Source organism: Paracoccus thiocyanatus (genome assembly GCF_900156255.1).
In the GTDB taxonomy this organism is placed as follows: Bacteria; Pseudomonadota; Alphaproteobacteria; order Rhodobacterales; family Rhodobacteraceae; genus Paracoccus; species Paracoccus thiocyanatus.
On sequence record NZ_FTMK01000041.1, the window covers coordinates 1 to 15,918 of the forward strand.

15 protein-coding genes are annotated in these 15,918 nt (G+C 65.3%); 7 read left to right on the top strand and 8 right to left on the bottom strand.

All coding sequences use genetic code 11. From position 1 onward, the window contains the following. From F3H32_RS16975 to F3H32_RS17000, 6 genes are all read right to left on the bottom strand, one after another. On the bottom strand, positions 1-247 hold a 247-nt coding region (locus F3H32_RS16975), incomplete at its 3' end, for a transposase (RefSeq protein WP_149766851.1). Between the two features lie 312 nt (positions 248-559). Further along, positions 560-3,694 carry an efflux RND transporter permease subunit gene (locus F3H32_RS16980; RefSeq protein WP_149766852.1) on the bottom strand — a complete coding sequence of 1,045 codons (3,135 nt, stop codon included), beginning with the start codon at positions 3,692-3,694 and terminating at the stop codon, positions 560-562. Next, positions 3,691-4,995, bottom strand: coding sequence for an efflux RND transporter periplasmic adaptor subunit (locus tag F3H32_RS16985; RefSeq protein ID WP_149766853.1), 1,305 nt, complete (start codon positions 4,993-4,995; stop codon positions 3,691-3,693). Before F3H32_RS16985 ends, F3H32_RS16980 begins: the two co-directional genes overlap by 4 nt. Further along, entirely contained in the window at positions 4,992-5,609 is a 618-nt protein-coding gene (locus F3H32_RS16990; protein WP_149766854.1) for a TetR/AcrR family transcriptional regulator, read from the bottom strand. Before F3H32_RS16990 ends, F3H32_RS16985 begins: the two co-directional genes overlap by 4 nt. Positions 5,610-5,714: 105 nt before the next feature. Beyond that, complete coding sequence (locus F3H32_RS16995) at positions 5,715-7,040, bottom strand: ATP-binding protein (protein WP_149766855.1); 1,326 nt, start codon at positions 7,038-7,040, stop codon at positions 5,715-5,717. Beyond that, on the bottom strand, positions 7,037-7,696 hold the full coding sequence (locus tag F3H32_RS17000) for a response regulator transcription factor (protein ID WP_149766856.1): 660 nt from the start codon (positions 7,694-7,696) through the stop codon (positions 7,037-7,039). Before F3H32_RS17000 ends, F3H32_RS16995 begins: the two co-directional genes overlap by 4 nt. A gap of 145 nt (positions 7,697-7,841) precedes the next feature. Here F3H32_RS17000 and F3H32_RS17005 point away from each other — a divergent pair, with 145 nt between their 5' ends. From F3H32_RS17005 to F3H32_RS17035, 7 genes are all read left to right on the top strand, one after another. Beyond that, a complete protein-coding gene (locus tag F3H32_RS17005; RefSeq protein WP_149766857.1) occupies positions 7,842-8,174 on the top strand; it encodes a PepSY domain-containing protein in 333 nt (110 codons plus the stop codon). Further along, complete coding sequence (locus tag F3H32_RS17010) at positions 8,167-8,826, top strand: cytochrome b/b6 domain-containing protein (protein WP_149766858.1); 660 nt, start codon at positions 8,167-8,169, stop codon at positions 8,824-8,826. The genes F3H32_RS17005 and F3H32_RS17010 overlap by 8 nt, the downstream gene beginning before the upstream one ends. Positions 8,827-8,996: 170 nt before the next feature. Next, positions 8,997-9,503, top strand: coding sequence for a hypothetical protein (locus tag F3H32_RS17015; protein WP_149766859.1), 507 nt, complete (start codon positions 8,997-8,999; stop codon positions 9,501-9,503). 148 nt (positions 9,504-9,651) lie between these two features. Continuing rightward, a complete protein-coding gene (locus tag F3H32_RS17020; protein ID WP_149766860.1) occupies positions 9,652-10,026 on the top strand; it encodes a PepSY domain-containing protein in 375 nt (124 codons plus the stop codon). Positions 10,027-10,089: 63 nt separating this feature from the next. Further along, positions 10,090-10,560 (top strand): DUF2271 domain-containing protein, encoded by a 471-nt coding sequence (locus F3H32_RS17025; protein ID WP_149766861.1) that lies wholly within the window; start codon positions 10,090-10,092, stop codon positions 10,558-10,560. Positions 10,561-10,571: 11 nt separating this feature from the next. Beyond that, positions 10,572-12,779: a PepSY domain-containing protein gene (locus F3H32_RS17030; protein ID WP_149766862.1), complete on the top strand. Its 2,208-nt coding sequence runs from the start codon at positions 10,572-10,574 to the stop codon at positions 12,777-12,779. After that, complete coding sequence (locus F3H32_RS17035; protein ID WP_149766863.1) at positions 12,760-13,758, top strand: FAD:protein FMN transferase; 999 nt, start codon at positions 12,760-12,762, stop codon at positions 13,756-13,758. Before F3H32_RS17030 ends, F3H32_RS17035 begins: the two co-directional genes overlap by 20 nt. A 77-nt stretch (positions 13,759-13,835) precedes the next feature. On the opposite strand, the gene F3H32_RS17040 is transcribed toward F3H32_RS17035, so the two are convergent. Both F3H32_RS17040 and F3H32_RS17045 read right to left on the bottom strand, forming a co-directional pair. After that, entirely contained in the window at positions 13,836-15,575 is a 1,740-nt protein-coding gene (locus F3H32_RS17040) for a recombinase family protein (RefSeq protein ID WP_149766864.1), read from the bottom strand. A gap of 3 nt (positions 15,576-15,578) precedes the next feature. Beyond that, on the bottom strand, positions 15,579-15,794 hold the full coding sequence (locus F3H32_RS17045) for a hypothetical protein (RefSeq protein WP_085502599.1): 216 nt from the start codon (positions 15,792-15,794) through the stop codon (positions 15,579-15,581). Positions 15,795-15,918: the final 124 nt, after the last annotated feature.

Consider the following 15,918-nt stretch of genomic DNA (forward strand, 5'->3'; position numbering starts at 1 on the left):
CTTTGAAGATACGCTCAAATACTCCCGCGGCACCCCAATCCCGGAAACGGCGGTAGACCGAGTTCCATTTCCCGAACTCCTCCGGAAGATCGCGCCATTGCGCCCCAGTCCGAGCGATCCAGAAAACCGCCTCGAGAAAAAGGCGTGCATCACCGCCCGTTCGGCCGGGATCGGTCTTCTTGCCCAAGCAATGCGGCTCAATCTTCGCCCACTGGCAATCTGTGACGATGTAGCGTTCAACTGGCATCCAAACCTCCCGTTTGGAAAGCTTGAATCAGAAATCAGCTGACAGGGGAATCCTGATACTCAACAGACCCTAGACCGAGCCATAGAACGATTACCAGGATGACCGTGACGAGCAGTACATAGTACCATCCGAGCGTGGGCCCGGTTGCGGATCGGACATCGGACAGAGCCTCTGCAACCAGATCCGGGCGCCACGTTCCCAGCATGACCCAAAGCCCGACCAGTCCCGTGGCCGCGGTGGTCGCGCGAGTGTTCAACCCTCGAAACGGTCCTTTTGGAAAGACATGCGGGCGCCGGACCGGCGATGTCTCAATCATGGGGACGTCGCCTCCTTCTCGTCTGGCGCAATCGGGTTTTTGTTGTCCTGCGCCTGCGCCAGGCCAAGATCGCCGAGAATGGCGTAGAAGGCGGGCAGGACGATCAGGACAAGGACCGTGGAGGAGAACAGGCCAAAGACCACCGAGATCACCAGCGGCTTCAACGTCTGCGCCTGAGTGCTGGTCTCGAGAAGCAGCGGCACAAGTCCCATCATCGTCGTCGAGACCGACATCAGGATCGGGCGAAACCGCGCGCGACTGGCTTGGCCTGCGGCGCGGGCCAGATCCATGCCTTCGGCGGCGCGTGCCTTGATGATCTGCACCAAGAGGATGGCGTTGTTGACCACGATACCGGCCAGCGACGCGGCGCCGATCAGCGACGGCATCGAGATATTGTAGCCCATGATCAGGTGCCCCAGTACCACGCCGATGAAGGCCAACGGGATCGACAGCATCACAATCACGGGTTCCACATAGCTGCGGAACTGGAAGGACAGCACGACGTAGATACCGATCAATCCTATGAGGAAACCACGCAGGATCGACGCGACGGTTTCCGCCGAATTGGCGCTCTGCCCGGCAACCTCGAAACCAAGACCCGGGAACTCAGCAGCAAGCCGTGGCAGAAAGCTGTTCGACAATTCGGATACGATCGCGTCGGCATTGCCGATGCGCGTATCGACATCGGCCTGCACCGTCACGGTGCGCTGCCCGTCTACATGGGTAATGGAGGACCAGCCCCGCGCCTCGTCGACCACCGCAACGGTTGAGAGAGGCACTGTGTGGCTGTCCGGCAGGGTGATGGTGAAGTTGCGAAGATCGTCGTAGGAGTCCCGATCTTCCGCGACTTGTTCAAGCTCGATCTCGTGGGCGATGTCGCCTTGCTGCACGGTGGTTATCACGCGGCCTAGGTAGGCGGCGCCGATCTGATCGGCCACATTTTGCGCGGTCAGTCCCAGCCCGGTCGCGCCCTCGGCGATGCGCATCCGAAGTTCCGGCTTGCCGGGGCGCAGGTCACGAGTGGCATTGAATACTCCGGAATAGGTCTGGACCTCGGCAAGAAGGCTATTGCCGGCCTTGGCCAAGTTCTCCAGATCCTGTGCCGACAACCGGATCTCGATGGCGATCCCTTGTGGACCGATGCTGGGTTCCATCAGCAGGATCGCCAGGGCTCCAGGTACATCCCCGATCTCCTCGCGCCAAAGCGTCACGATCTCATCCAGCGCCACGGTGCGTGTCTCGGCGCCCAGTAGGTCGGCGCTGATCGTGGCAACATGCGGACCGGATTCGCCGGCGGTGGGATTGTAGTTGAATCGCGTCTGGACGGACTTCACCAGTGCCGCGCCGCCCGGCTGATCGGGCGCAAAGGCGGCATCCACCCGGCCCAATGCGGCGCTCACCCGGTCGGCCACCTCTGCGGTGCGCGCAAACGGCGTGCCCTGCGGCATGAGTATGCGTGCCTCCAGCACGTCACCGTCGATGGCCGGGATCGCCTCGCGCTTGAGATACCCGCCCCCCATAAGCCCCACGGTCACGATCAGTGCCGCGATCGTCGCGCCGATGACAAGGTATCTTCGCCGGATCGCCATGTCCGCCATGGCGCCGATCCGCTTCTCGCGAAACCGTTCGAAACGTGCATCGAATCCCGCGCGGAACCTCGATGGCGGCTTTTCCGCCCCCTTCAATCCGTGGCTCAGGTGATGCGGCAGCACCCAGAAAGCCTCGGCCAGGCTTGCCGCAAGTGCCGCGATCAGCACCATGGGGATCACCTCGAGGATGGCACCCAGTTCGCCCACCAGGAAGGCCAGCGGGCCGAAGACCGCGATGGTGGTGGCAAAGGACGAGAGCACCCCCGGCATCACCGCCATAGTGCCTTTCACTGCTGCCGCGGTGCGCGAGGCGCCGTCTGCAGCGGCCTCGGCGATGGCGTCGGAAATGACGATCGAATCGTCCATCACGATCCCGATGGCCATCAACAAAGCCACCAGTGTCATCATGTTCAGCGACAGCCCCTGAAGCGCCATCGCGGCGAACGCACCCATGAATGCCACCGGAAGGCCCATGGCCGCCCAGATCGCGAAGCCGGGGCGGAAGAAGAGGCTCATCACCGCGACGACCAGGATCAGTCCCAAAATACCGTTCTCCACAAGCATCGTCAGCCGGTCGCGCACGATGCTGGTCATGTCCTTGACGACGTCCAACCGCAGCGTGTCGGGTAGGGCCAGACGCTCGGAAGCTACGAGCTTCTCGACGCTGCTGAACACTTCCAGCGCGTCGGCTCCAAGCGCCTTGTCCACTTGCAGGTAGACTGCGCGTTGCCCGTCGAGATAGGCGCGTTCCTCCTCTGGCGAATAGTGCTCGGAGATCGACGCGATCTGTCCGAGGGTAAGCTCGGCGCCGTTCGGCCGGGACAGAACGACAAGGCCGGCGAGGCCGGCCGCGCTGCGCCGCTCATCGGTGAAACGGAGGCTGATCTCACGGTCGGCGGTCTCAAGCGTACCGAGGGGGCGGTCGAGGCTCTGTGCGCCGATTGTTCCTGCAAGTTGCGTGACGGTGAGGCCGTGTTGTTCCAGCACCGCCCGAGGCACTGTTATCCGGAACTGACGCGTTCCGAAGCCGGACATCGTGACCTTCGCCACCCCGGGGAGGATAGATAATTTGTCCTGAAGACCAGCAGCGTAGCGTTCCAGATGCGCGGCCGGCAAATCACCCGCCACGGCAACCGAGGTAACGTTGTCGGTGCGGTGAAGCTCGCGCACGATTGCCGGGTCGGCTTGGTCGGGAAAATCGTCGATCGCCGTCACCTCGGTGCGCAGATCATTCACGAATCTGGCACTGTCGCCCGACGGGGCCATCGTGGCGATGGCTCGCGCAACGCCGCCCTGCGCGGTGCAGGTCAATTCTTCCAGATCCTCGACGCTTTCGACCGCATCCCAGATCCGTCGGCAGATGGCGTCCTCGACCTCTTCGGCCGTGGCGCCGCGATAGACCACGCTGATCTCCGCCTCGACAGGACGGAAATCAGGAAAGGTCTCACGCTTCAGCGTTGGCGCAGCCATCAGACCGGCCGCGAAAATAAGCACGAGTAACAGGTTGGCGGCGGTGGGGTGCCCGGCGAACCAGCGGATCATTCCGAGCCCTCCGCCGGTTCGACGATCATGCCCGGGATCGCCGGCATCAGATCATTGGTGACGACCTCTTCGCCCGCTGCGATACCACCATCCAGCACCACAATGCCCGACTGCCGCCAGTCTACCGATACCGTGCGCACCTCCAGGCGACCTTCTTCGTTTCGAAGATAAACGACATTGCCCTCATGGATTGCACCATCGGGCAGAGTGATGCGCGCCGGTTCTTCGGGCCCGGTGAGGATGACCTCGACATACATGTTCGGCACCAGTGGCAGGCGCAGCGGCGGGTTCGCGCCGGCATAGGGATCATCCACCGCGATGACAGCGGGAACCGACCGGGCCTGCGGATCGAGTGCGCTTTCCACCCGCACCAGCCGGCCCGTCCATGTCTGGGATGGGTCGGACACAAGACGCACCTCTGCGGCAATGTCTGCGAACCGCTCGGAAAGATCCGAGATCGTCATTGGGCCGTTTCCCGTAGCGCCACTCAGCAGGCGGCGGAACGAGTCCACGGGAATCTGTGCCGTGATCTCCGCCTGGCCGATGTCGTCGGCCGCGACCAGAGACTGACCGGCGCTCACAAACTGGTGGTGCTCGACACGCACCTCACTGATCCGGAGATCGAATGGTGCCGAGATATCAGTCTTATGGAGGTCATGCGTTGCGCGGGCCAGAATGGTTCTCGTCCGCGCAACCTGGGCCTCAAGTCGTGCGCGGCGTGAGGGAATCAGCGCGTTGGCATTGCGCAACTCCTCCACACCCCGACGCACCTGTAAGGTGGTGCGTTCCTGGGCGTCGAGCGTAGACTGGGCTGCGACTCCACGCTCGGACAGGTCGCGCACTCGCGCCAGTTCGGCCTCTGCCAGCGTCAGCCGGTCTTCTTCCAGGGCCAGGAGACGGCTGGTGTTTGCCTCGTCAACGCCGAGTTGCGCGGCGTCCGCTTCCAATGCGGCCAGATCGGCCTCGGCCTGCGCAATGGCCAGTTCGTAACCCGTTGGGTCGATCCGGAGAACCTTTGTCCCTTCGCCGATAATATTGCCGGTCTCCAGATCGGGATGACGCCAGACGATCGTTCCGGCAACCTCGGCCACCGCTTCCCAGTTTCGCGCCGCCTGCACATTGCCGTACCCCCGCACGGTGGTCCGCACACGCGTCATCTCAGCGATCACAGTGCGCGCGACGACGCTGCGCTCGGATTGGTCTATCCGCGCCGGAGGTTCCGCCGTTGAGATAAGCCATGCAGCGGCGCCGACGCCGATGGCGACCGGTGGTGCGAGTTTCAATAGGCGTGGAATTTTCACGATCTGTCTCCCCCGGCTTCCAGTCCGGACAGGCGAAGCTGCAGCCCGATCAGCCGATCACCTTCTGCCACCAAATCGAAACCGCGTCCGGTCAGTGACCAGCGCAGTACGCAATCCTGAACCACTCCGAGTAGCAAGGATTCGATATCGAGTGTATCGATCTGAATATCTCGACCGCATTCCTGCACCGCCACGGAAAGTTCTTCCGTTATGCGTAACCGGAGCGCCGTCATGATACGGACATGTATCGGATGGACGACTTCTTCGGCGGCGAGACGTCCAGTTGAAAACAACAGTGTCGGGATCGCCGGATAGTTTTCGATCAGCTTAAGTTGCGCCAACAGAGTCTTGCGGACTCGGACGACTGCCGGGTCGCCTTCCTGACTCGCACGTTCCCAGGAGTGGCGGGCAAGTCGCTCGATTTCCGTCAGAACTGCAATCCAGAGATCATTCTTGGTGGGGAGGTGCCGGAAGAGGCCGGCTTGGGTGATGCCAATATGATCGGCAATCGTCTGAGTGGACAAACCACCTTCACCCAATTCGGACAGCAGACGAAGGGTCATTTCCACGATTTCCTGTTGACGCTCAGCCGCTGGTTTCCTGGCAGTGGTCATCTGGTTGCCTCTAAAGATAGTGATTAATTACTATCTAAAATGCTTTAATGCAATAGTGTTTAGGGAAGACACCAAAACCCGGCTCGAAATCGGTGGACCGGGCTCTCAGTTCGGGAGGTGAAACTCCGCCACAAATCCGCCCGTTCGGCCAGGTATCGGAGATCGCAGTTGCAGTTCGCCCTGAGAGCCCTTCGCGATAGCGTCGACGATAGCGAGTCCTAGCCCGCTGCCACCCCCGGACGTGCCGGCGCGCTCGAAACGGTCGGTAAGGCGCGCAAGAACTTCCGGCGGCAGGGAAGGACCGTCATTGGCGACGGTAAGAGTGCCGTCTGGGCTCAGCGTCACCTCGACAGGTGCGGCCGGATCTCCATGACGTAGCGCGTTCTCGATCAGGTTGCGGCAGAGGATGGCGAAGGCGTCGGGGTCGAGATCCGACATAACCGGGCGTTCGGCCAGCGAGAACACGATCCGGCCCGGGCCATCGGTGCGTCCGATATCTTCCACGATGACGCGCGCGACGGTTCGCATATCGGTGCTTGTTTCGAGCCGAAGCCGGCCACCCTCTGCTCTGGCGAACTGCAGGAGGCGTTCCGAGAGCCGGGTCAGGCGCTTGAGCGTCGCCTCAATCTCGGCGGCACGCGCTTCGGTGGCCGGCTCCTCCGTCTCCGCCCTCAGCCGCTGCGCCTGAGCGATTGCGCCTGCGAGTGGCGTTCGCAATTCGTGCGCGGCGTTCGCAGCGAAGCTGCGTTCGGCCTCGAAAGCCTCGCGCAACCTGGTCAGAAGGCTGTTCAGGGCTTCGGCCAGCGGACCTATCTCCGTCGGCAGTCCTTCGGCGGGAACCTCCGACAGGTCGCTGGCGCCACGCGCCTCGAGCCGAGCGCGGAACCGGCGCAGGGGATCGAGGCTGAAGCGGACGGCCAGGATGATAGCCGCGAGCGCGACCGGCAGGACGATCAGTAAGGGCAGGCCGAGGCCCATCTGGATTTCCCGCGCGACCGACGCGCGATGCGCCAGCGGCTCGGCCACGGTAATCCGGATCGTACCCTGCAGCGCCGCGTCGCTATAGAGCCTGTGCGTCGCGGTCTGACCGAACCCCGGTCCGTCGTAAGGCGGGAACACGGCGGGGTCGGCGGCGTGCGACTGCAGCAGGATCCGCCCCTCGGCATCGCGGACAAGATAGGTGAAGAACTCGTCGTGTTCCCGGATCGGGGCGAGCCGCTGCCTCACGCCCTGATCTTCCCGCCCGACGATGTCGGTCACGGCCAGCGGCAGGATGCGCTCCGCCGTCTCGCGCAGGGCACTGTCGAAAACCTTGTCCAATTCGCCCCGGACGATCACGGCGGTCACCGTCGCGGCCAGCAGCCACAGCACCGTGAGCATTAGCCCGAGCGACAGGCCAAGCCGCGCCTGGAGGCTGCGCGGAAGCCTCATGGTTTGCCCAGCCGGTAGCCCATGCCGCGCTCGGTCTCGATGACCGCGCTCCCCAGCTTCTTGCGCAGGCGGCTGACATGGACCTCGATGGTGTTGCTCTCCACCTCGGCGGCGAAAGCGTAGAGCTTCTCCTCCAGCTGCGCCTTGGACAGCAGTTGCCCCGGGCGCGCGAGAAAGGCTTCGAACAGCGCCCACTCTCGCGCCGTCAGTTGGACAGGCTTGCCGTCGCGATGGACGCTGCGCGCGGCCAAGTCGATCTGAAGCGGGCCATGGGTGACTAATGGGTTCGGGTTGCCGCTGTAGCGCCGGGCGACCGAGCCGATCCTGGCAGACAATTCGGCAAGGTCGAAGGGTTTCACGAGGTAGTCGTCGGCGCCGGCGTTGAGCCCCTCGATCCGGTCAGAGATCTGGTCGAGCGCGGTCAGGATGATGACCGGCGTCACGTCGCCGCGTGCGCGCAAGGCTTTCAGAAACGCGATGCCGCGCCCGTCGGGCAGCATGAGGTCGAGCAGGATCAGGTCGTAGGACGTCGTCCTTGCGGCGTCGCCGGCGGCATCGAGGCGCGTCACCCAGTCCACCGACTGTCCATCGGCCGCGATCTGGTCGCGCACCGCGGCGCCCAGCACCGTGTCGTCTTCGATCAGCAGAATACGCATGTTCGGTCCCGTACTGTTCCGATAACCCTCCATGATCCGCGTGGCTGACACGAAGCTGAAGCGGTTGGGGCACGCCCCTTCAGGCTGCCGTCAGCTTCGCCGCGCACGAACGGTGTTAAGATGGCCTCGTTGAGGAGTTTGGCCCATGAAGAAGACGTTGACAATTCTCGGCTTTCTGGCGGTCGTTCCGGCCGGTGTCGCGTTGGCGGACGACGACTGTTTCGTGCCGATGGCCGACTGGCAGCCGCGCGACGCCGTCGCCCTGCTGGCCGAGGAGAACGGCTGGATGGTGCGCCGGATCAAGATCGACGACGGCTGCTACGAGATCGACGGCCGGGATGCCGAGGGGCGCCGGATCGAGGTGACCGTGCATCCGGCGACGCTTGAGGTGATCGAGTTCGAATACGAGGACGAAGACGACGACGGTCGGCGTGACCAGGATCGGGATCGGACTCGCGAAGGAGGCGACGATGACTGATGCGACCACTCATGAAATGTTGAACGCGGGGCCGGCCGGCACGATCGGGGTCTGGGATCCGCTGCTGCGCATCTTCCACTGGGGCCTTGTCGCCGCCGTCACCGTCGCCTGGCTGACCGCGGATGAATGGCAGACCACGCACGAGGTCGCGGGCTACACCGTCGCGGGCCTTGTCGCATTCCGGCTGGTCTGGGGTCTTGTCGGCAGCCGGTATGCGCGCTTCGCCCAGTTCCTGAAGGGGCCGGCCGGCACGCTCGCCTATGTCGGCGACATGATGCGGGGGCGCGAGCGGCGCTACCTCGGTCACAATCCGGCAGGAGCCGCCATGGTCGTGGCGCTGCTGGTGACGCTCTCGGGAACCGCCTTCACCGGCTGGCTCATGGAGGACGAGACCCGCGTGGCGATGCTGCCAGCCATGCCGGCCATCGTGGCTCCGGCATGGGCGTATGACGACGGGGACGCGCAGGGTCAGCGTGGCGATTCCGAAGACGCGCTGGAAGAGGTGCATGAAACGCTGGCCAACCTGATGCTCCTGCTCGTGGCGCTGCATGTGGCCGGGGTCGTTTTGACCTCGTTCCGGCACCACGAGAACCTGCCCCGCGCCATGGTCACTGGCGACAAGCGCGCCCCTGGCCCTGACGACATCGCCTGACCCGCGCAGACCGCAAGGCCGACTGTCCCTTCGGCCGAGTCTGGCCCCGCTCTCACCGGCGGGGTCGTTCTTTTGTTTCTGACGGCGACCTGACGCGCAAACCGCCGCGCCGTCAGGAAAGCATCAGGCAGCGCCGTCACATTGGGCTCATCAAGAAAGAGGAGGCTGAAATGCAGAAGACCCTGATCATCGCCGCGGCCCTGTCGGCCCTTTCCATCCCGGCCCTCGCGGCACCCAATGAGACCCCCTACGCCCTGAGCGCAGTGCACGCCGATTTCCAGGCCGAACTCGAACGGACGGCAAGACTTCCGGGCGAGGTCGGTGCGGCAGCGGGCGCTGCCGCCGAACTCATGGCGCCGCATAACGCGGCGCAGGAGCGCCTCGTTCTGCCGCTGCTCGGCTGGGCGGATGCCGTCGCCAGCGGGCGGGAGGCAAAGTTGCCCGACATTCCCGACCGGACGCGCATCGATGCAGTTCTGTCGCAACTATACGACCGTGACGTGGACCTCGTCACGGCGCTGGTCGAACTTTATGCCGCGGCGGATGAGGCCGGAGACGCCGAAACCGCGCGGCTCGCTGAGAGAATGATCTGGCACCAGACCAGCGACCTCGAAGTGCTTTACCCCGCAGCCCTGTTTGTTGAAACGGCCATGAGATCGGCAACAACAGACGACTAAACGGCGCGGGACGGAGCCAAGCAAGGCCGGCTGACGCAGCCGGCCTTTTCATTTCTGACAGCAAGCTGAAGCCGAAATCGCTGTGGCGTCAGGAAGCCCTCAGGTCGGCGCTCCAGACAGGTCTCAGCAGACAAAAGGAGACCCTGCCATGAAAACCACCCTAGCAGCACTTGCTCTTGCAGCCCTTCTGCCCGCCGGCGCCGTGCTTGCCGACGATGACGATTGCAAGGCGCCCCGCGACACCTGGCAGCCGCGCGAGGCGGCGATGCAACTGGCCAAGGCGAACGGCTGGACCGTGCAGGACTTCGAGGTCGACGATGGTTGTTACGAGATCGAGGGCCGGGACCGCGACGGTCGGGAGATCGAAGTGAAGCTCGACCCGGCGACGCTGAAGGTCGTCGAGATGGAATATGAGGATGACGACAACCGCGGCGCCCGCAACCCCGCGCCCGCGGGCGCCGTCGCGCCGCCGGCAAACGGGCTCTTCGAGGGCGGCACCCCGCCACAGGTGAAATCCAACTGACCCAACCTTGCGGCGGGATGGTCCCGCCGCGCCGTTCCTGTTCGTATCCTCGGGAGAGAGACCATGAAATCCCTGCTTGCATCCCTCGCGCTCACCACCGCGCTGACGCTTCCCGGCCTTGCGATGGCACGGCCGGTCACGCTCGCCACGACTCTCAACAATTATGGTGGCGACGGGGCCTATCTCGCGCTCTACGTCACCGATGCCTCGGGCGCCTATGTCGGAAGCCTCTGGATGGCCGGCGGCAAGTCGAAATACTACGAGCATCTGAGCGACTGGTACCGCGCGACGGGCGGCGACCCGGCGCAGATCAACGGCATCACCGGCGCCAGCGTCGGCGCGGGACGTACGCTCGAGATCACGCTCGACCTGGCCGATGCGCTCTTCGATGCGGGCTACACGCTGCATGTCGACGCCGCCGTCGAGGAGATGCGCGACAGCCCCAACGAGGTGGCGGTGCCGCTCACAACGACAGGCGCCGGGACGCCGGTGCAGGGCCGCCGCTACGTCGCCAGCTTCACCTACGATATGTGAGGAGCGGGGCCATGATCCGCGCACTCCATCGCTGGCCGGGTCTTCTGGCCCTCGCGCTCGTCACGATCCTCGCGCTGAGTGGCGCGGCACTGTCGGTCTTCCCTGCGGCCGAACGGCTTGCCGCCCCGCAGGCGGAGACCGGGCTCACGGTCGCCGCCCTCGCGGACCGCATCCAGACGGTCTATCCGGGCGTCGAGCAGATCCGCCGATCACCCTCGGGCCGGATCACCGCCTACTGGTTCGATCAGGGCGCGCCGGGGGCCGCCGTGATCGACCCGGCGACGGGTGAGGGCGTGGCCTCGGCTGACCCGAACCAGGCCGAACGCTGGCTGACCAACCTGCACCGTTCGCTCTTCCTCGGGGACGGCGGCCGCATCGCCATGGCCGCAGGGGCTGCCGCGATGCTGGTCCTCTCGCTCTCCGGCGCGGCGCTGGTGGCGCGCCGGGCGGGCGGCTGGCGGCACTGGTTCGCGCGCTTGCGTGGTCCGCTCGCGGGCAGGCTGCACGTCGAGATCGGCCGGATCGCCGTCGTCGGCCTCGTTCTATCCTCCACGACCGCCCTCTGGATGACGGCGTCTACCTTCGATCTCCTGCCGGATGGGGGCGCCATATCGGCCGCCCCGATCGAAGTCAGTGGAGAGACGGGGTCCGCGCTGGACCAGATCCCCACGCTGCAGCAGACGCCCGTCGCCGAGTTGCGCGAACTGAGCTTTCCCTATCCCGGCGACGCGACGGACGTCTTCACGCTCAAGACCGACCGGGGCACCGGGTATCTCGATCAGGGCGACGGAGCCCTTCTTGCCTGGGCCGACCTGACCGGTTGGGAGCGCGTGTCGGAGACCATCTACACGCTGCACACGGGACAGGGCGCGGCGGTGCTCGGCCTCGTGCTCGGGCTCATGGCGCTCGGCGTCCCGGCCATGGGCGCGACCGGCGTCCTGGTCTGGCTCGCCGGGCGGTGCGGGCGGCCGCGCATCCGGAGCAATCAGTCCGCGGGGCGCGCCGAGACGGTCCTGCTTGTCGGGAGCGAGGGCGGCAGCACCTGGGGCTTTGCCGCGACGCTTCACGCCGCGCTGACGCAAGCCGGGCAGAGTGTCCATGTCGGCCCGATGTCGGGCTTTGCTCCGCTGCGCTACAGCAACGCCCGGCGGATCATCCTGCTTGCCGCGACCTATGGCGACGGCGCGGCGCCGGCTTCGGCGAAGGGTTTTCTTGAACGGCTGAATGTGCCCGGACCTGCGCCGGACATTCCTCTGGCCGTGCTTGGCTTTGGCGATCGCGGCTTTCCGGCCTATTGCGCCTTTGCCAGGGATGTCGCGGCAGCGGCGCACGCGAAGGGCTGGCGCGCGCTTCTGCCGCTCTACACGGTCGACCGCCAATCGCCGCAGGATTTCGCGCGTTGGGGCCGTGCGCTCGGGGATGCGCTGGGCATTGCGCTTGAACTCTCGCATCAGCCGGTGCTGCCCGTGTTCGACAGCCTGACCCTGGTCTCGCGCCGCGACTATGGCGCCGAGGTGCAGGCCCCGACCTGCGTTCTCCGTTTCGCGCTTCCGCGCGTTTCGGTCTGGCAACGGCTGTGCGGGGCCGGTTTCGCGCGGTTCCAGGCGGGCGACCTGATCGGCATTCTGCCCAAGGGGAGCGCCGTTCCGCGGTTCTATTCGCTCGCCTCCGGACGCCGCGACGGCTTCGTCGAGATCGTGGTCAGGAAGCACCCCGGCGGCCTCTGTTCCGGCCAGCTGACGGCGCTGGAGCCTGGCGACACGGTGAGCGCTTTCCTGCACCCCAACCCCGGTTTCCGTCCGGGGCGGGGCCGGGCGCCGCTGATCCTGATCGGCGCGGGCACCGGCATCGGGCCGCTTGCTGGCTTTGTGCGCGGCAACGCGCGCGGCCGGCCCGTTCACCTGTTCTTCGGCATGCGCCATCCCGACAGCGATTTCTTCTACGGCGAGGAGTTCCCCGGCTGGCAGGAGGAGGGGCGTCTGATCCGGCTGGTCACGGCCGTCTCACGCGGGGCGCGTCCCCACTATGTCCAGGACGCGCTGCGCGGCGAGGCCACTCAGGTCGCGGAGCTCATCCGCAATGGGGCGCGCGTGATGGTCTGCGGCGGACGAGACATGGCCGCCGGCGTGGCGGAGGCGCTGGCCGAGATCCTCACGCCGGCCGGGCTGACGCCGGCGGTCCTGAAGGCGGAGGGCCGGTATGTCGAAGATGTCTACTGAGAGCGCGCGCATCGCTCTGAACGGACCTACCATGGGAACGCGCTGGTCGGCGCTTTTCTTCGCGGAGCCGGACTTCGACCCGGCCCCGATCCTTGCGGCGCTGCAGGCGGCCGTGGAAGAGGTGGACGGACAGATGTCGACCTGGAACGCGGGCAGCGACCTGATGCGGCTCAACGCGGCGCCGGTGGGAGAATGGGTGGCGGTGCCCGCGCAACTGGCTGCGGTCCTGCGCCTCGGCCTCGAGATCGGGCGCGCCTCGGGCGGAGCCTTCGATATCGGCATGGGCGACGCGGTGACGGCCTGGGGCTTCGGGCCGGACAAGGCGACATCCGAGGCCATCCGCGCGGCGATGGAGGCATGCCGTCAACCGGCGCATGAGGTGCTGGAAATCGATGGCGCCCGTGTGCGCAAGTCCACGCCGATCGCGCTCGATCTCAACGGTATTGCCAAGGGCTACGGCGTCGACCGACTGGCCGAAACCCTGCGCGACTACGGAATCACTGACGCCCTCGTCGGAATCGACGGCGAGATGCGGGCGATGGGCCTCCGGCCGGACGGCGCGGCCTGGGCGATCGCGGTCGAGGCGCCGGATACCGCCCGCAGGACGCCGCATTCGATCCTCGCGCTTCAAGACGCCGCCGTCGCGACCTCGGGCGATTACCGCCACTGGGTCGAGGTGCAGGGACGTCGTCTGTCGCACACCATGGACCCGGCACGCGCCGCGCCGCTGATCGCCTCGCCGGCCTCCGTCACCGTGGTGGCCCGCACCTGTGCCGAGGCCGATGCATGGGCGACCGCGCTCATAGTGCTCGGCCCCGAAGCGGGCGCGGCACTCGCAACAGAACGCGAACTCGACGCCCTGTTTCTCCTACGGGATAAGAAAAGCGGCGTCCAAATGCGCCCAATCGGTGTTCTGTTCAGCAAGACGACACAGGATGCCGCACAAGTTGAGTGGAAGCGAGACCCGAAACATATGTGACCTAATTCGTAGTGAGGCAATGCCCAATCACGCAACTTCGGCTCGATCGGACCGCCGCGAGCGGAGAGAACTCGAACCTACGCTGCAATCTGTGGAACCTCGTTCTCCACCAATCGCAGAAATCGTTGGTTGCACGCCCCCGCAACCATCGTTTCCGACTCGACTGATTTACCAGCCCTCGCCAAGCGCGGGGGCTTTGTCGTATCCGCCTCCGAAAGCGCCAGAATCCCGGCCAGTTCGCCCAGCAGTTCGATCTCGTGTCCGCCGGGCGCATCGGGTTCGGGCACCATCCGGATCTCGGTGATCAGGCTCCGAAGGATCTGCGTTGCTTCCAGCTTCATCCCCGGTTCCTGAAGCGCTGCTGAAAGGTTTGCGATCTTCTCGCGGTAGAGATCCGACAGGCGCGGATGCAGCCGCAGGGCCGGAGGCTCCGGGGTATCTTCGAGGAAGGCCGTGAGCTGCGCTTTCCGGGCTTCAAGATCCGCCATCTTCGTCTTCATCGACGGGTGATACATGCCGTCCTCGATGGCGGCGAGGATGCCGGCGATCTTCTTCTGGATCTGCTTCAGGTCGCGCCTGGCATTATCCCGGTCGCTGCTGCGGTCGCCCGCTGCGGCATTGAACGCCTTGCGGTATTCCTCGACGAAGGCGGCGATCAGATCGGGGTGCAGGAGCTTCTCGCGCAACCCGTCGAGCACCCGGGCCTCGACCTCTTCGCGCAGGATTGTCGCACGGTTGCTGCAGATGCTGTGGCCCTTGTTGCGCGCCGCCGCGCAGCCGTAACGGGTCTTGTTGATCAGCGTATAGCTCGCCCCGCAGCAGCCGCATTTGACGAGGCCAGAGAACAGGTAGTCCGGGCGGCGGGCGCGTTCGGGCCGGGGCCGGGCAGACTGGACGCCCGCCGGGTTCATATCGGCGCGGATCGCGCCTTGCCGTTCCTTGGTCGCATGCCAGAGGTCATCGGGGATGATCCGCAGGTCCGGCACCTCTTCGATAATCCAGTCCTCGGGTGGGTTCGGCCGGGCCTGACGCTTCTGCGTCGCCGGGTCCTTCACGAAACGCTGTCGGTTCCAGACGAGGCGGCCGATATAAAGCTCATTGTTCAGGATCCCCGTGCCGCGCTTCCAGTTGCCGGAAATCGTGGATGGTCCCCAGGTGCCCGCGCCCTTGCCGCTGTCGGGCGACGCGATGCCTTCGTCGTTCAGCGCCGCCGCGATGGCGCGGGCGGAACGTCCCGAGGCATATTCGGTGAAGATGCGGGTGACGATCGCAGCCTGATCGGGGTCGATCATCCGTTCGCCGGTGGTGAGCGTTCCATCGGCACACAACTCGCGCCGGGCGCGATAGCCATAGCTGATGCCGCCGGCCGACTTGCCGTCGCGCACACGGCCTTCAAGGCCACGATGTGTCTTTTGGGCGAGGTCTTTCAGATAGAGCGCCGACATCGTGCCCTTCAGCCCGATATGCAGTTCGGAAATCTCGCCCTCGGCCACGGTGATCAGGGGGATGCCGAGAAAACTGACCTGTTTGTAGAAGGCGGCGATATGTTCCTGATCGCGGCTGATCCGGTCGATGCTTTCGGCGACGATGACGTCGATCCGGCGGCGCCGGGCGTCGTCCTGCAACTTCTGGTAACCAGGGCGCAGAGCCGATGCGCCGGAGATGGCGGCATCGGTATAGACTTCGGCAATGGTCCAGTCCTTCTGCGCGATCAGGCGTCGGCAGATGCGGATCTGGTCTTCAAGTGAGGCCTCGCGCTGATTGTCCGAAGAATAGCGTGCATAGATCGCGGCGCGCAGTGCGGGGGATTGGATCATGCGTTACTCCTTCGGGCGATGCGCTGCCTTCTGCGCGGCAATGTCGGCCAGGGCGACGTGGCGCGCCAGCAGCTGGACGAGGCGAACAAGGTCAGGGTGCGGCGGTTCGTGATTCTGGGCAAGGGCTTTGTCGGTGCTATCGGCCGAAGGGGCCGAAGCGGCGGCCGCCGTCTGTGCGGCGCCGTCCTTCCTGGCAATATCTCTCCGGTCTCGCGCCATGGGCCGAGCTGCTCCCTGCGCCGTGGGACATGGCCCATCGGCGTTCGCTGATGATGATCCTGTGTGCGGGTGGTCCCGCTGCTGTTGGAATGATCATAGGGCATGGGAACGGCTCTCTAAGCTG

Coding starts and splice junctions, on each gene's coding strand:
- F3H32_RS16995 (WP_149766855.1), bottom strand. CDS start 7,040: ATGAGGCTTCCGCGCAGCCTCCAGGCGCGGCTTGGCCTGTCGCTCGGG.
- F3H32_RS17015 (WP_149766859.1), top strand. CDS start 8,997: ATGCAGAAGACCCTGATCATCGCCGCGGCCCTGTCGGCCCTTTCCATC.
- F3H32_RS16980 (WP_149766852.1), bottom strand. CDS start 3,694: ATGATCCGCTGGTTCGCCGGGCACCCCACCGCCGCCAACCTGTTACTC.
- F3H32_RS17045 (WP_085502599.1), bottom strand. CDS start 15,794: ATGGCGCGAGACCGGAGAGATATTGCCAGGAAGGACGGCGCCGCACAG.
- F3H32_RS17030 (WP_149766862.1), top strand. CDS start 10,572: ATGATCCGCGCACTCCATCGCTGGCCGGGTCTTCTGGCCCTCGCGCTC.
- F3H32_RS17005 (WP_149766857.1), top strand. CDS start 7,842: ATGAAGAAGACGTTGACAATTCTCGGCTTTCTGGCGGTCGTTCCGGCC.
- F3H32_RS17035 (WP_149766863.1), top strand. CDS start 12,760: ATGTCGAAGATGTCTACTGAGAGCGCGCGCATCGCTCTGAACGGACCT.
- F3H32_RS17040 (WP_149766864.1), bottom strand. CDS start 15,575: ATGATCCAATCCCCCGCACTGCGCGCCGCGATCTATGCACGCTATTCT.
- F3H32_RS17025 (WP_149766861.1), top strand. CDS start 10,090: ATGAAATCCCTGCTTGCATCCCTCGCGCTCACCACCGCGCTGACGCTT.
- F3H32_RS17000 (WP_149766856.1), bottom strand. CDS start 7,696: ATGCGTATTCTGCTGATCGAAGACGACACGGTGCTGGGCGCCGCGGTG.
- F3H32_RS17010 (WP_149766858.1), top strand. CDS start 8,167: ATGACTGATGCGACCACTCATGAAATGTTGAACGCGGGGCCGGCCGGC.
- F3H32_RS16990 (WP_149766854.1), bottom strand. CDS start 5,609: ATGACCACTGCCAGGAAACCAGCGGCTGAGCGTCAACAGGAAATCGTG.
- F3H32_RS17020 (WP_149766860.1), top strand. CDS start 9,652: ATGAAAACCACCCTAGCAGCACTTGCTCTTGCAGCCCTTCTGCCCGCC.